At 55.0% G+C, this 14,039-nt stretch carries 19 protein-coding genes and 3 pseudogenes; 11 read left to right on the forward strand and 11 right to left on the reverse strand.

Annotated elements, in window-relative coordinates:
* Positions 1-195: 195 nt before the first annotated feature.
* Positions 196-684, forward strand: a complete 489-nt coding sequence (locus J3P88_RS10525; protein WP_434575099.1) for a hypothetical protein — start codon at positions 196-198, stop codon at positions 682-684.
* Positions 677-1,438 carry a DUF1828 domain-containing protein gene (locus J3P88_RS10530; RefSeq protein WP_208666149.1) on the forward strand — a complete coding sequence of 254 codons (762 nt, stop codon included), beginning with the start codon at positions 677-679 and terminating at the stop codon, positions 1,436-1,438. The genes J3P88_RS10525 and J3P88_RS10530 overlap by 8 nt, the downstream gene beginning before the upstream one ends.
* A 73-nt stretch (positions 1,439-1,511) precedes the next feature.
* On the opposite strand, the pseudogene J3P88_RS10535 reads toward J3P88_RS10530, so the two are convergent.
* Together J3P88_RS10535 and J3P88_RS10540 are read right to left on the reverse strand one after the other, a co-directional pair.
* Positions 1,512-1,762, reverse strand: a pseudogene (locus J3P88_RS10535) (type II toxin-antitoxin system RelE family toxin).
* Positions 1,752-2,037, reverse strand: a pseudogene (locus J3P88_RS10540) (type II toxin-antitoxin system Phd/YefM family antitoxin). The pseudogenes J3P88_RS10535 and J3P88_RS10540 overlap by 11 nt, the downstream one beginning before the upstream one ends.
* A 975-nt stretch (positions 2,038-3,012) precedes the next feature.
* Between J3P88_RS10540 and J3P88_RS10545 the strand changes: the two are divergent.
* Both J3P88_RS10545 and J3P88_RS10550 read left to right on the forward strand, forming a co-directional pair.
* A complete protein-coding gene (locus tag J3P88_RS10545; RefSeq protein WP_434575101.1) occupies positions 3,013-3,444 on the forward strand; it encodes a hypothetical protein in 432 nt (143 codons plus the stop codon).
* Between the two features lie 280 nt (positions 3,445-3,724).
* Positions 3,725-3,997: a hypothetical protein gene (locus tag J3P88_RS10550; protein WP_434575103.1), complete on the forward strand. Its 273-nt coding sequence runs from the start codon at positions 3,725-3,727 to the stop codon at positions 3,995-3,997.
* A gap of 138 nt (positions 3,998-4,135) precedes the next feature.
* On the opposite strand, the pseudogene J3P88_RS10555 reads toward J3P88_RS10550, so the two are convergent.
* From J3P88_RS10555 to J3P88_RS10565, 3 genes and pseudogenes are all read right to left on the reverse strand, one after another.
* Positions 4,136-4,444: pseudogene (locus J3P88_RS10555) on the reverse strand (addiction module antidote protein).
* A 133-nt stretch (positions 4,445-4,577) separates the two neighbouring features.
* A complete protein-coding gene (locus tag J3P88_RS10560; protein WP_186707503.1) occupies positions 4,578-5,102 on the reverse strand; it encodes a DUF2867 domain-containing protein in 525 nt (174 codons plus the stop codon).
* Between the two features lie 24 nt (positions 5,103-5,126).
* A complete protein-coding gene (locus tag J3P88_RS10565) occupies positions 5,127-5,771 on the reverse strand; it encodes a DJ-1/PfpI family protein (RefSeq protein WP_434575105.1) in 645 nt (214 codons plus the stop codon).
* Between the two features lie 126 nt (positions 5,772-5,897).
* Here J3P88_RS10565 and J3P88_RS10570 point away from each other — a divergent pair, with 126 nt between their 5' ends.
* The 4 genes from J3P88_RS10570 to J3P88_RS10585 all read left to right on the forward strand — a co-directional run bounded on the left by J3P88_RS10570 (position 5,898) and on the right by J3P88_RS10585 (position 8,696).
* A complete protein-coding gene (locus tag J3P88_RS10570) occupies positions 5,898-6,458 on the forward strand; it encodes a TetR/AcrR family transcriptional regulator (protein WP_186730732.1) in 561 nt (186 codons plus the stop codon).
* Positions 6,459-6,571: 113 nt separating this feature from the next.
* On the forward strand, positions 6,572-7,333 hold the full coding sequence (locus tag J3P88_RS10575; RefSeq protein WP_434575107.1) for a hypothetical protein: 762 nt from the start codon (positions 6,572-6,574) through the stop codon (positions 7,331-7,333).
* Positions 7,334-7,814: 481 nt separating this feature from the next.
* Positions 7,815-8,360: a DUF4410 domain-containing protein gene (locus J3P88_RS10580; RefSeq protein ID WP_186707507.1), complete on the forward strand. Its 546-nt coding sequence runs from the start codon at positions 7,815-7,817 to the stop codon at positions 8,358-8,360.
* 135 nt (positions 8,361-8,495) lie between these two features.
* Entirely contained in the window at positions 8,496-8,696 is a 201-nt protein-coding gene (locus J3P88_RS10585; RefSeq protein WP_013693816.1) for a hypothetical protein, read from the forward strand.
* Between the two features lie 30 nt (positions 8,697-8,726).
* Here the strand turns inward: J3P88_RS10585 and J3P88_RS10590 are convergent, their stop codons facing one another.
* Both J3P88_RS10590 and J3P88_RS10595 read right to left on the reverse strand, forming a co-directional pair.
* The gene (locus J3P88_RS10590) at positions 8,727-8,942 is read right to left on the reverse strand and encodes a DUF6434 domain-containing protein (RefSeq protein ID WP_186707508.1); all 216 of its coding nucleotides are present in this window, start codon (positions 8,940-8,942) and stop codon (positions 8,727-8,729) included.
* 29 nt (positions 8,943-8,971) lie between these two features.
* Positions 8,972-9,829: an AraC family transcriptional regulator gene (locus J3P88_RS10595; RefSeq protein ID WP_434575109.1), complete on the reverse strand. Its 858-nt coding sequence runs from the start codon at positions 9,827-9,829 to the stop codon at positions 8,972-8,974.
* Positions 9,830-9,970: 141 nt separating this feature from the next.
* Here J3P88_RS10595 and J3P88_RS10600 point away from each other — a divergent pair, with 141 nt between their 5' ends.
* On the forward strand, positions 9,971-10,477 hold the full coding sequence (locus J3P88_RS10600) for an AAA family ATPase (RefSeq protein WP_434575111.1): 507 nt from the start codon (positions 9,971-9,973) through the stop codon (positions 10,475-10,477).
* Between the two features lie 106 nt (positions 10,478-10,583).
* Here the strand turns inward: J3P88_RS10600 and J3P88_RS10605 are convergent, their stop codons facing one another.
* From J3P88_RS10605 to J3P88_RS10620, 4 genes are all read right to left on the reverse strand, one after another.
* On the reverse strand, positions 10,584-10,778 hold the full coding sequence (locus J3P88_RS10605) for a hypothetical protein (protein WP_434575113.1): 195 nt from the start codon (positions 10,776-10,778) through the stop codon (positions 10,584-10,586).
* Positions 10,779-10,980: 202 nt separating this feature from the next.
* A complete protein-coding gene (locus tag J3P88_RS10610) occupies positions 10,981-11,313 on the reverse strand; it encodes a type II toxin-antitoxin system HicB family antitoxin (protein ID WP_053123417.1) in 333 nt (110 codons plus the stop codon).
* A complete protein-coding gene (locus J3P88_RS10615; protein WP_331716618.1) occupies positions 11,310-11,573 on the reverse strand; it encodes a type II toxin-antitoxin system HicA family toxin in 264 nt (87 codons plus the stop codon). Before J3P88_RS10615 ends, J3P88_RS10610 begins: the two co-directional genes overlap by 4 nt.
* Before the next feature lie 195 nt (positions 11,574-11,768).
* The gene (locus tag J3P88_RS10620) at positions 11,769-12,653 is read right to left on the reverse strand and encodes a LysR substrate-binding domain-containing protein (protein WP_434575116.1); all 885 of its coding nucleotides are present in this window, start codon (positions 12,651-12,653) and stop codon (positions 11,769-11,771) included.
* A gap of 102 nt (positions 12,654-12,755) precedes the next feature.
* On the opposite strand from J3P88_RS10620, the gene J3P88_RS10625 reads away from it, so the two are divergent.
* Both J3P88_RS10625 and J3P88_RS10630 read left to right on the forward strand, forming a co-directional pair.
* Positions 12,756-13,205, forward strand: a complete 450-nt coding sequence (locus tag J3P88_RS10625) for a PACE efflux transporter (protein WP_186707512.1) — start codon at positions 12,756-12,758, stop codon at positions 13,203-13,205.
* Positions 13,206-13,364: 159 nt separating this feature from the next.
* Positions 13,365-14,036: a hypothetical protein gene (locus J3P88_RS10630; RefSeq protein ID WP_434575119.1), complete on the forward strand. Its 672-nt coding sequence runs from the start codon at positions 13,365-13,367 to the stop codon at positions 14,034-14,036.
* Positions 14,037-14,039 lie beyond the last annotated feature (3 nt).

A 14,039-nucleotide genomic window follows, 5' to 3' on the forward strand; every position in this document is an offset into this window, starting at 1 on the left:
AACTCTTGACCCAGGCACGGTTAACCGGGCCGAATCAGGAGGCTGCGTCTCGGCCTTCAAGAGGATCGCCCCTTTCAAGCGGTCTAGCGCAGATCTGACGTTGCGGTCGACCATAAACTAGGGGATGGAGATAGGCGAAGGCGGGAATGACTGCGCGGGTGAGGCTGAGTACGTCAACAACATCAAGGAGTGGTAATGCACAAAGACACCTGGCTAGACGACTGTCGCCAGTGGTGCCAGCGGATAAAATTTCTATCGGAAGATGTGGAGTGGTCCGAAAAGCCCTCCCACAGCGGATGGCTTGAAGCTACCAGCATGCTGCTGGATGATCGTCGCGTTACCATTCCGCATCTATACTTCAAGGGCGAGTTTCAGCCTGGGAGGATGGGCGAGCGGGTTAGTTATGGGCTTATGTACCGGGAGGGCAAGGAAAAGCGCCGCGTTTTCATGCTTGAGGTTTGGCCAGAGCATGAGCGATCCCATAGAGAAAAAGGAATGGACATGTTCGGGCCTCACCTTCATCTTGGTGACGAGCGTTTGGCTCAAGTGACGAAAAAGGTCCGGTCGTCTATCAGTGGTGCCACCGAGCGCCGGTGGGTTGAGCGATTCGTGCGCCACGCTAGAATTGTAAGCAGCAGTGGTCGTTCAATATCGACTCCTTTCGAGGACGATCTATTTGGGTGAGGGTATGTGCAGCATTGGATGCGGAGATTTTTTCTCAAAATCGGGATGGCATTGCCAGACCGTTAATGTAGGTAGCGGACCGGCTACCTACATAAGCACGCCTATAACCTTGCCAGGGGGAAAGCCTCTCGATTTCTACCTGATTAAGCGTGGAAACCATATTGAATTTACCGATGACGGAATAACAATTTTCGCGCTTCGCTCGCTTGGCTACGCTCTCGGCGACAAGAGAAACTGGAAAGGTCTCGAGAATCTTGGCGTCCGCCACGGTTTTGAATTGACCAGCGCAGGCGCCTTTGAATGCGTTTTTCCCGAAGATGATCTCGATATTTGGGGAGCGAAGATTCTTCGGCTTATGGCTGCGATTGCTACCTGGGAGGAAGACAGGTTTTTTGAAGGAGATACTGACTTCTCGTTGACTGAGGAAGTTGAAATGCTGCTTCGGGCCAAAGACCCGGAAAGGAAGCTGCTCAGAAATGCTGCTCTCAGGGTAGGCAAGGTTGATGTCACCTTCGACTTCTTGTGGGGAGATACATACGTTGATGCTGTCGCTCCGGTGCAACAGTCAATCAATGCTCGGCTCAGGAAGGCCGTGATCATCAATAAATCCGAAGAGCCAGTTGATGTATTGTTCATAGTTGATGATCGGGACAAGAAACAAAAAGCCGAGGACGAAATCAATGTTCTTGGCGGACTGTCCCCAACGATATTGTTCAGTGACTTCCAGGCGCATTACAGCTCCGCCGTTCACTGACTCCAGCCCGGCCCTGCGCCGGGCTGCTTGTATCTGCCTACCGATTCCTGGCCGAATCATAGACGCCGCTTCGTTACCGCTTGCCGACAGTCGCACCAGAATGACAATCCGTGCATTCTCAACGCGGTACACGAGTCGGTAGCCGGCTCCGCGCAATTTGATCTTGTAGAAATCCTTCTTCCCGTGAAGCGCATCTCCTTGCTCTCGTGGCCCGGCCTGCCGTTCTTGGAGCTTTCAAAAGAACTGGAGGCGGATGGTGCCGTCGAGTTTGCGCAGTTCCTTCAGCGCTTTCGGATCCCACTCGACTCCGTACTCAACGGCCATTGGCGATATCTGCCTCGGCCTCGCTGATGAGATCGTCGAGAGATACTCGAACGGGTGTTTCGTTGGCGTCGAGCCGTGCCTTGACCAAGTGAACCAGTTCCAGTTCGTCCAAGCGCTCAACCATCGCCTCGTACACGTTGGCAGGGACCATATAGCCCATCGCGGTTGTGATTCAGCACGGCCACGGGCAAGCCGTTGGCGCCGCTCAGGACGGCAGAGGGGTTCTTCTTGAGTTCGGATACGCTGACGGCCACATCGGCCAGGATATTCTGCATAGATAAGACTCCGATTTAGGTCGTTATTCTGGTCTTTTGGTGCTGTATAGGCAAGCGTTCAGCGTTCCAATCCCTCGTTCTAAGGTTGGATGGAGCTTGACTGCGCCGGACGTTTTTGTTTCGGGAGAAAGGGGGGCGCGGAAAGCGGGGGACAGACCACGAATATGAGATTGGCCGATTATAGACGGACCAAAATTGTGGCCTGTCCCCCTCGCTTCCTGTCCCCGGTTTCACTAAGTGGTGGGCGGCAAGCTTGGTTCACCGAGCCCAAGAGCGTTACCGGCGTTGGCGGGAACCTTCTGCTGGTTCCGCATCAACACCGAGGTGGTGTCGAGTCCGATCGTAAGAAGCACAGCAGTGTGAGGAGCAGGATGAAGCGAAAAATGAAGCGGGATAGCTTGGACATTGTCGACACCTGAAGTTGAAGTCGACTCCTATTGTCTATATCCGCTCTCGCTGTTCCACTCAACTCGGTGCAATTACGCTGTGCTAGCTTTTGACGGCCAACAATCGAAGAAGCGAGGACAGACCACAACTATGGGGAGGCTGAGTACAGGTGAGCTCTAATCGTGGTCTGTCCCTAATTCAGTCCCTAATTCATGCAGTCGGGCGACATGGTCACATCGAAACCAATTTGCGGACACAAGGGGAAATGCATGCTAACCAATATCAAACCGGGACCTAAGCCAGCGCGCGACGATGGTAAGGATGATAGAAGGCGCCACGTAAACCCAGAAAATAAGCCGAAACATCCAACCCTGCCGGTGCACAAACCTTCTAAATAGAGAAAGCCGGAAAGAGAAAACCGGGACAGGCCACGATTGTGAGAGCCAAGTAAAGTTATTTCATATCGTGTTGTTCCCGATTTTTTTCCGTTTTTTTTGGAACGGTGCCGCCCTCAGTGGCCGGTGGTGGCAATTCGGTTTTTGGTGGGGTTCACGGGGACCGGCATAGGGCCGGTTTGAGGATAAGTCGATGCTTTATCGGGGCGAGTGCAAGGCTGTGCATGATTCAAACAATGGAAAGATTTTTCCCAAGAATATGAATGGTGAAAAAGAGGTCGTTGCACGGATGGATGGACGAATCCGTTATGACGGGCGCTTCACATGCGGGCCAACCGAAGCCAACAGGGTTGCAGCGCACCAGATTGAAACGGGACTTTATGGCGGCTGCTCCGTTTCCACTACACGCTCACACGATGAGGCTAAACGATTCGCTTTGTATGCTGATGACCAAGGCGTTATCTACTGGATTGACGATAATGAATTTGAGGCGCATGGCGTTCTAGCGATAGAACCAGAAAACCCAGAGATCCCGAGTGAGCAGGAAGTGACCATTCGCGCTGGCGACGGCGGAGAAATTCCTGCTGCACTGATCGTTCGTGTTGAACTAGTGGAGCGAAGCTGACCCGCCTGGTAACCCCTGGATGAATTGGAGGCGCGAAAAAGGGGACATGAAAAAGGGATTTTTTACGTCTGCCCCTCCGCAGCGGCTTATGAGGGCTCAAACGAGCGCCGCGAGAGGCATTGACGCAAATTCCTACACAAACCTCGGAAACCAGCGCATTGCAGCATCTGGAATGGCGACTTATTGTCTCCCTGTCGCCCAGATGGCGATTCGGGTTTGGCGACTCGATTGAATGAAGCGCAGAAGCTCCTGCTCCTTATCAATTGAAGAGGTACTGCTCATGACCCGATACATGCCCATCACCGGCATCGACTGCATCCCCGCAACCCTGCTCATCGACACCGAAGCGCCTCTAGACGTCCTTTTCGAAACCGCCGATTACCGCATCCGCACGGTGACCCAAGTCTTGGAAAATATCGCGTTTCGCTCGGACATCAGCTCAGACACCGTGGTGCTCACTGATTTTTGTAAATTGCTGACCACATCGTTACGCGATGGTTGTGATGTCATGGATGTGATCGGAAGACGATTGCAGGCGCAGGTGGCGGAATAATGAAAACGGGCGACTAATCAGTCGCCCGTTTTCATAAAGCTTGGGAAAAAATTCAAGAGGGCCAGGGAATGTGTCCCGATTGACTGCTGGGCATGGGTCAAGAAGAGGACAAGCCAAAGAACAAGAAGGAACCCACTCTCAGGCTGGTGAATGATTACCTGCATGCCCAGGCTGCGCATGAAGATCAATGCCTAGCGCATGAATGACCTTGAGTACGGTATCGAATCTCGGCTTTGATCCAGGTGCGAACGCCTTCTACAAGCTTTCTCGGCCCCTGCCAGAGTCTTTAGCGATCTGCGCCATGCCTTGGGCCTTGGCGACATAACCGATCGCTCGGAGAAACTCCTCGCTATCACCATCAGTCAGCACTTGAGAAAGGTACTCACTGATTGCTTCGTCGCTATCGAGCAGTGCCACCATGTCAAATGTCGTCAAGTGTTGGCTCATGTTCAAATCTCCTTTGCCAATTTCTTAGCTCAGAACCCTGGTCTGTCCCCAAGTCTTTCGCCATCCCTTTTTGGGGCGGCTTCGCCACCCAGCGGGAGCAAGCTCCCTCGCCACGGGGTTTGTGGTGTCGGCCTCAGGCAGCCAAAGGCCAACCAATACGCGCTGCACGGCGCAGGCTCGCCTTAACAACCAAGCGATGAAATGGCGCAATCACGAAGATGTAGGCCCGGCCCAGTCGGTTGTGGCACTGCACCACGGTTGAAAAAACCAGTTGGCGACTGCCTTCCTGCTCTACCTCTCCAGAACACAGGATCGATATGCGGAAGTCGAGGTGCTTGTCGTCCTCTCCCAACACGATTTCAGTCTGGTCGGTGCTGTAGACCTTGAAGATTTGAATCCGATGAGCAAGTGTTGCCAAATGCCTGGCTGTCTTGAGCCCAAAACAGGCAACGACAGTGTCTCGGACTTTCATGAGCCATCCGATCCAGGATGGCTGGTGGGAAAGGATGAATCGAGCGAGCACCTCTGGATCGCTGGATGTGCCCGCAGGGAGTCGAATCGCAAAAGCGTCCGCCAGGTTCGTCGACTTGTAAAGGTGGGTGACGCCGGACCTCGAGGGGACCGGCACAGACATAATGAGCTCAAATTCTCGGGGCATCGGGGATCTCTTCCTGAGTACTAACTACCAATTAGATGACATGCCTTGTCGCGTTTCTTGTTGGGAGGCGGCCACTTCTCCTTGTCGGATACTGAGCCCGATCAGCGCATCATACAGCGCCTGCTGCCCAGCGGGCAGGACAGGGAGCAGCGTCGCACGGCGCTTGTCGGCATCGAACCAGGATTCAACCAACCATCCCACCAGATAGAGCGCCGAAAGGCATCCGCCAGCGGTTGCGACGTTGCCCTGGCATACAAGGGGTTGATCCACGGGCTCAAGTCCCAGGGCTTGCAAGCCCGATCGTGCATCCGGGTGTGTCGTTGCTCGGCCGCTGAGCAGCCCAAGCCGTTGGAGAATGAAAGCGCCGGCGCAGATGGAGCCGATTCGCTGGCGTCTGGGGTCAAGTTCAAACGACGGCAGGAAATCCGGGGAGGCCAGTGCGGCGGGTATTCCTTCCTTGCCGCTGGCGAACAATACCGCGTCGGCACTATTGGCCTCGGAAAGCGGACCGTGCACCGAAACAGGCAGGCCATGCGCCGATCGTACGACAGGGCTGGAACCCAATATTCGGACGTGCCAGTCCTCGGTGTTGCGGCCTAAGATGTCCCACATCAGGAATAGGTCGATATCGGTGAATTGGTCGAAAGCAACCAGGACGATTTTCTTCAAGACGAGCTCCATGAAAAGTGCTGGCGTGCAAAACGCAACGGCCATCTTTGCTGGTGTTCGCAGGGTATCGATCGGTTGCGCGCCATACACAGCCTGTATGGCGATAAATAAGGAGCGAAATAACGGATGGAAAAACTAACGCGTCACCATTGGATCGCGGCTGGTTTCGAGGCCCTCGACCAGACAGGGCATATTGGCGTGTCAGCCGAGAGTCTATCGCGCCGATTGAATGTGACCCGCGGATCGTTCTATCACCATTTCCGCAATCGCGAAGACTTTGTCCGCACCTTGCTGGCCGCTTGGGAAGAAGACTACACGGAGCGCATGCTCGCTTTTGCGGCGCAAGGTCGTAGCGCGGGCGAAATCTTGAAACGCTACTTGAGTATCGCTGCTGAGAAACAACCTGGGCGAGAAGTTTCCATCCGGGCCTGGTCGCTGCACGATCCGTTGGTAGGCGAGGTTCAGCAGCGTGTTGACGCACGACGATTGGACTTCGCGATACGGACGTGTCGTCGCTTGGCCCATCGGCCAGGCGAAGCAGAAGTGATGGGGCAGGTGGCCCACCTGTGCTTGATTGGGGGGCAGCAGGCGGGGCTGCGGCGTGATGCCGCTCGCTTCAACCGTTTCGTGCATCGAGCCTTTTCGCTTTTCGAAGGGGTTCTTCCACCGTGGCGGTCCAGGTCGTGAGAAGAAATGAGCAGGGGAGTGCCTGACCTGATAGCGTTGTGGGAAAAGGCCATGAATGAGCTGCGAATGGGCAAGCCATGTGTTTCGATGTCTATTCGGGATGAGGGCCGATAATGCCGTACAACTACACGAACGGCCGCTACCTGGTCTTCAAAGGCAATGGCAGCGATGGGGCGCCCTTGGGCCGGCTTCATCAGGACGGAATAGTTCGAAATCTTCAGGGTGAGCCGCTGTATTACGTAAACACGGACGAACATGCGTTCAGTTCGGTGGATTTTATCTTTCAAGGCGGTATACAAAAATGTAGGGGCACGTTTTATGTGCTCGGCGACAAAGTTCTTTTCACGTTTTCCGAGATGACGGTTAAGCCACAGGGAAACGAGACCGAGGAGGAGGCGCTTCACAGGGAATTCAAAAAAAGGGCGTTAAGTTTGGCAGGGCAGATCGTCCAGGCGAAAAATGAGATGGTGCAGGCACGCCTGGATATGGCCTGGTCCAATTTAAATCTTTTCCGCCGTTTTCGTGCTTTCTTGACGAGCCGAGCCCGTAGGGAGCGAACATCACCAGGGTGGCGTTACAGCGGGCTCGACAGTGATCATGAGCTCAAATCGAATGTCTCTTCATCGTCACTTGCGACAATGGTTTTGTGCGCTGCGGACGCCAGGAAAACGCGGGCAGACCGCGATTATGAGGCGGTCCGATTACACGTGAACTCAAATCGCGGTCTGTCCTCAGCCTTCTGGTGTCCGCCGTTTGAGGTGGGTTCTATAGCTGCACTTGCAGGAAGTCCTCGTCGTAACTCGCGCTGGGAAAACATCCAGTCAATCTATACGCCGCGTTTTGCCCGGACACTCGTCAAATTGATTGGGAATTAAATGAAACAGGTAGTGTTGGCACTTTCGCTGGTCACATTGGCAGCCTGTATGCCTTATCAATCAGTGAGCTCGCCAGATCCAAATTGGATGCGTCTGGGTGGATATGAACCTGAAGGCTATCCGAGGACGTTTGTCGAGAACCTAAGCGGCGATTGCTCTTTGGTTACCGAGTCATGGTCTGACAGTAGAATCAACGGTCGTATTCTGTGGAAGAAGCGGCAGTCTCGAGAGCCTGTTGCCTGTCCATAGGCGCCTGTGTAAGGGCTGACTTCGCGTCGAAAAAAGGGGACAACCCACGATTTGAGACCGACAGATTAATGTACGCAATATCGAGGGCTGTCCCAGTTGCTCTGACTCCCGCCCTTGGCTCGTAGCAGCGAAGCGATGGTGCTAAATTCTGCGCGTCCAGCGTGTGGGCCCATCTGGCTCGGCGAGGATATTTAACGCCTCTCTCAACCGATTTTGTGGATATGGAAATTCAATGAACACACCTAAGCTTTCGATTGCGCTGTCCTGTGCTGTTGCAGTTTTGATGTTGAGCGGGTGCGCTGCCTCTGTAAAAAGCGGCGGAACTGAAACGCTCGTCATTCAGGAGTCAGCCAAGCAGAACCTGGTCGTAAACTTTGAGGGGAATAGCAAGGTTCAACAAAACGAGGACTGGCCTCGCTTGAAGCGGGAGTGGAATGACGCTCTGCAAGTCGAAGCAACTCGCGCCGGCTACAGGCTTACAGAGGCTCAGGCATCAAGCCAAGAGGGTAAGGAGGGTGTCGGTATCAAGATCAACGTGACCAATTTCCGTTACCTGACCCCAGGCGCTCGTTACGGAGCAGGGGTCATGGTGGGAAATGCATGGGTCAATTCCAGTGCCGATTACTCGGACCTGAAATCAGGCCGCCTGATTGGAACTCGCACCTATGACACCTCCTCGTCGGCTTGGGAAGGCGTTATGTCGGCCATGACCCAAGAGCAGGTTCAGGCTATTTCTCAGAAAATCATAAGTGACATCAAGAGCGCAAAAGCCAAGTAATGCGATCTTGGGTTTGCCAGTGTTGGTTAACCGGGGCATCGGCGGTGAAAGGTGCGGAGCTCCAGCCTAGCGTCCTGCCGTGCGATGTATTCGTGTCGAAGCTGATGAAACAACGCGCCCAAGGACGATTAATCAATGCCAAAGAAACTTCAGGAAAGCAAAGCAGCGACGGCTGCTGACATTGAGCGCTCCATCCAGGCACTGAACAAAATGGCAGAGCGCCTCTGGGGCGACGGTCGGGAGGCTGAGGCGAAAGCCTTGCTCGATGCCCTAGATGCTTTAAACAGGGCGCTCGACAGGATCAGGATTGGGGAGAGCCGCAGGGTTCTTCATTGAGCATCAGAGTGTTTACGAGATGCCCGCTCATCAACGGTCATCGCGATTGCGCAGCAGCCACTCATCGACGGCGTCTCCGAGCGTTTTCGGGACGCCATCACGTATCCAGGCCATGAAGTCCCGGTCAAATTTAAAGTTGTCGCCGCAGTGCTCCACCATGAATCGGCGGACGTTCTGTGTGTTTCGGTAGTGCTTGCAAACTGGCGTATCTCTTGTGAGCTGGTCACTGTGCCAATTAAAACTCATGGGACGGGCTCCGTACTGGATGGTCAGACCTATAAATCCATGACACCGGCTGCTTGGCGTCTTGCAAGCGGTATCCACACGTCCACGTAGCCCTTCCCTCGGGAGGGTTCGAAATCCGCGCTGTACTGCTCGAACTCAGGCGCGTCGGCTGTCTCATATTCAGACTCAGGCAACCAGTGATTGAAAATGGTGAAGAACGTCTGATGGATCGTCGAGATATGGCCTTGGTGTCGAAACACGCCATAGTTTTGCTGCGGCACCCTGAAATAGCGAAAAGCCGGAGGAAGACCATCGACGCAGGACACTTCTGTGCCGGCAATGTATTCAAAACTACCGTCCAGTCCAGGGTTACAGCACAGGCCATAGCTCCAGTTGTTGACCTGATCGGGTACCTGTCCCAGGTAGTGGGAGAAAGCTTGCCACAAACCGACGATGCCTTCGTTCTTATCGAAGGTATAACGATCCCCCAGACCTGCGATGAAAAACGCTGCCCTGGTTTCAAAGCGAGGTTCGGAGAGTGTTATGAGCTTCCTTTCTTTCATACGTAAAGGCTCCACCAGCGAGAGATGTTCATCCTCGTGCCCACGCACTTGCTTCGGCGTGACCCCAAACAGATCGCAGAAGGCGCGCGTAAACGCTTCATGGGAACCGTAGCCGGCATCCAGCGCTACTTGCAGAATGTCCGGCGCACCTCGACGCAAGGCCAGTGCTGCTTGGCTCAACCGCCGAGCACGGATGTACCGCATCACCGACCAGCCCGTCGACAGCGCAAACAAACGGGCCAAGGCAAAGGGAGACAGGTTGCAATGGCGCGCGACACGTCCCAGATCGAGTTGGGATCCCAGCTCCAACTCGATGTACCACAGGGCCCTTTCGATATTCAGCATGACGGTCCTCCATGAATGCTGAAAGCGACGTTATCAAATGCATGGGGAGAACATTTGATCGTTCTTGCGGTTTTTGCTTTCTACTGCCGTATAACTGGCTGCTGCCTATACGGGATTAACTCACTCATTCAAGGACCTGGAATGCTCATCGTCTTCAGCGGCCTTCCCGGCACCGGGAAAACGACTATCGCCCATGATCTCGCCGCTACGACAGGCGCCGTGTACCTGCGGATCGATACGATTGAACAGGCGATTCGAAACTCGGGGGCGCTTGCGCAAGATGTGGGGCGCAGTGGTTACATGGTTGCCAACGAGCTGGCCCTGAGTAATCTTCGTTTGGGCCGCACGGTTGTCGTTGATTGTGTCAATCCGGTCCTCGACAGCCGAACCGCGTGGAGCGAAGTTGCCTCACGGGCGGGTAGTCGGTTGGTAAATATTCAAGTGATTTGCTCCGATAAAACTGAACATCAGCGCCGGGTAGAAACGAGGAAAGGTGACATCCCCGGGCTGACGCCACCTACCTGGCAATCTGTACTGGATCATGAATTTGAGCCATGGGACGAAGCTCCGTTTTGCATAGACACAGCCATGGCCTCTGCGGCGCAAGCGGTCTCGATGATCATCAAGCGATTTCTGTCCAGGGAGTAGGATTGGGACCGGTAGAAGGTTGGCTTCGAAATGAATTGACCGGCGGTCCGACCGTTTGGAATTACCGCCGCCCGGGGAACTCCATTCATCGAGGAATATGTATTCCTCAATGGCGGTGAACACCGCCCGAGGCAAATGGAATGACGTCGTTCGAAGAATTCAGGGCCACATCCCATGAGCTTCTCAAAGAGCTGGATGCCGCGACGATTAAGATGATGATGTTGGTTTCTGCGAAAGAGGTATCCGGTCCTTTTTGGAAGATGCCGCCCAACGGCATCATGACGCTGTAGATGCCTGGCATTCCTTTCTCAATATCCCTACGGATTTCGCGGCGAGTCCGCCTCTTCCCTGAGGGCGAGGAAAGGAGGGGCGCGAGTCGCGCTCCGCTGTCCTACTGCGCTGAAGGCGCTACAGGGATCCGTTGTGCTCGGACGGCCACAGATTCAGAAGATGGATTTTCCTTCTTGGCCTGGGGTGGGCTGGCAGGAGCATCCGGTTTATCGTCAGGCGTGTGCTGCGCGCTCAAACACCTCGTCGGCCCATTGGTTCAGGCTCTTGCCAGCAGCTTGGGCGGCAATGGTCGCGGCAGCATGCACTTCAGGACGAATGCGCAGCATCACCTTTCCAGAGGCAGGCTTCTCGGGGCTTACCCCTTGTTCGACACAGTCCGCCAAATAATCCTCGATAGCACTAGCAAGTTCGGCGCGCAGTTCTGTCACTGAGGCGGCGTGAAAGCTGATGATGTCACGTACTCCCAGAACTCGACCGACGAAGATGTCGTCACGCTCATCAAACTCAACACGGGCTGTGTAGCCCTTATAGGTCATGCTGTTCATAGTTCAACTCCTGCCCGCTGGAGAAATTCTCGAGCTTCTTCTACCTGATACTTCTTGGCTTCCTTTCCAGGATGCGGCCGATGGCAGCGCCACTGGGTCTCTCGTAACACGAGCTTGACCCGCGATCCTTGGCGCTCCAGTATTTGGCCGCCCAAATGAACGACTAAGGCCTCAATGTCAGCAAACACTACTGCCGCGCTGGTTGGCGTGCGGTAGATCGCTTCTAGGATTTTCCGGTGCCTGTTCTTCATTTCGCTCATGCTATCAAAAAAAGATAGCAGGATCCTATCAGTACAAATCCACCAAGGCTTGGACCAGAGACGAGATTTTCATTTCTGCCTTTTTCTAAAGGAACAAATCTGTCCATACCCTACGCTCTGGTGCGGCTTCCTATGCAGGGATCCAAAAAGCCGCTCTTTAATCGGACAGCAAACGATCTTTCATGCTGATCCAATTCAACCAATACTCCACCCCAATAACCACTCACTAAAAGCCCTCACCTCCACCTGCCGCTCCCGCCCCGGCACGCACACCACCGTATATCGCGCGCCCGCCAAACGAACCTCAGGCCGGTAATCAATCAACTCCCCCCGCGCAACCGCGTCGGCAACCAGCACATTGCTGGCGAGCACCAGCCCATGCCCGGCGATCGCCGCTTGCAGGGCGTGCTGTTCCTCGTCATAACGCCGAAAACGCGCATTTTCCAGCCAGCCCAGGGTACCGGCCTTGGCGCACCATGCCGGCCAGTCGATCGCCACCTTGGCGCTGCTCAGCCATGGCACGTCGATCAGTTCAACAGGCGAGCCTGCTGCGGGTGGTTGCCAGCCGGGGCGGCAATACACACCGAAATACTCATCCAGCAACGGCTGTTCGAACAGCTGTGGATCCGGCGTGAACAGGGCGCGGATCGCCAGGTCGATGCTGGCGTCACGTCGCAGGTCCACTACGTCGTTGCTGCTGTGCAGGCTGACGTCGATCTCCGGATGCAACCGGTGGAAATCCCCGAGCCGAGGGATCAGCCACAGGCTGGCGAACGCCGGCGTAGTGCTCACCACCAGCGACTGGGCGGCACACGAGGGCGACAGTATTTGCAGGCCCTGTTGGATATCGAGCAGGGCGCGGTGCATGTAAGGGTGAAGGCGCTCGCCGTCGGCGCTCAGGCGCACGTTTTGGCTGGAGCGTTCGAACAGGCGCACACCGAGGAAGGCTTCAAGGCTTTTGACTTGATGGGAGATCGCCGCCGGGCTGACGTTCAGTTCCTGGGCCGCGGCCTTGAAGCTGCCCAGCCGTGCGGCGGACTCGAAGCCGCGCAACGCGGTGAGGGGCAGTTTGGCGAACATGCGGGTGGGTTACTCAGGTTGAGCGTGGCTCAATTTAGCTCAATTGTGCGCGGGGGCTCAACTTGCCAGGCTGTGGTTCCAACCCAGCCAAGGAGCCCAGCAATGCAAGGCACGCCCCGTAAAATCCTCCAGGCCATCCTCTATGAAGCCGGCGGTGTGCTGTTCGTGGCACCGGCGCTGGCGCTGACCTACGAACAAGGAATGGGCTATTCAACCCTGCTGTCCCTGGTGATTTCCGCCGTTGCGCTGGCCTGGAACATGCTTTTCAACGGCCTTTTCGAATGGTGGGAGCGTCGCCAACCCAGCCGCCATCGCAACTGGCAGCGGCGGTTGCTGCATTCCCTTGGTTTTGAAGGCGGCTTGACGCTGATCCTCACGCCGGTGATTAGCGCATGGTTGGGCATCAGCCTGTGGCTGGCGCTGGTGACCAACCTGGGGTTGTTCGTGTTTTTCTTTTTTTACTCGCTGGTTTTTCAGTGGGTGTTTGATCGAGTGTTTGATGTTCCGCTTTCGGCGCAGGCAGATCAGGGTTCCGTCTCTAGCGCCCGCTGAGTCAGAGTTATGAATTTGTATGGGCCAACCGATATTGGGAATCCAGGTCTTTCGAGCCGCTAATAGATGCCCGGATGGTTTCGTTCGAGAGGCAGCAGACTGCTCTCCCAGATAGTGGCGATTAAATGGCATGATTAGCGCTCACCTAGGGAGAGACGCATGCAATTTTTACAAAAGGAAAAACGCCATTATCTGACTGACGAGTTCATCGGCACGGAGCAGGGGTGTGGCATATTCATACCGGCCAACAAAGCGCTCTACCGTTTCGTGCAAGAAAATCCCAGCCACACCGATCACGCGCAGGTGGCTTCAAAGGCGCTGATCATTGGTCGCAGTCTGGCGGCATCGGTCGAGCGTCGCACCAAGGATGAGGAGGATGGCTATGAAGGCTCCACAGGAGGCTTCTATTCGCGGTTGGCTAAATCTATTTGCAGCTCAGATGTAGGTTTGGAAGCGTCCCTTCTTCCAGTCGGGGAAAGGCTTGCCGGATCTGTCTGTACCGCGGTGGATAAGGTGCATTCCCGGCTCTGCGAGGCCATCAGTGCCGTCACTAACAAGGACGCGAGCAGCTTCGCTTCGAAGTATCTGCACTTCCATTATCCGACTTTGTTTCCAATGGTTGATTCGCGAGCCAGGGAAGCGCTGAAGTGGATCGCGGATGAGGAGGGGCTGGTTTTTGCTCCGACTACGGCGGGCATGTCAAAAAATTACGCGACCTACGTAGATTTCTACATACGCGTTCGTAGCCTGTTTGAAGAAGAACTTGGCCGGGAAATCAGCCTTAGGCAGATGGATAATATTTTGCTTAATCGCTACGACAATTGGGTTTAGGGG

It is taken from the genome of Pseudomonas sp. Z3-6 (assembly GCF_051131985.1).
In the GTDB taxonomy this organism is placed as follows: Bacteria; Pseudomonadota; Gammaproteobacteria; order Pseudomonadales; family Pseudomonadaceae; genus Aquipseudomonas; species Aquipseudomonas zanjanensis.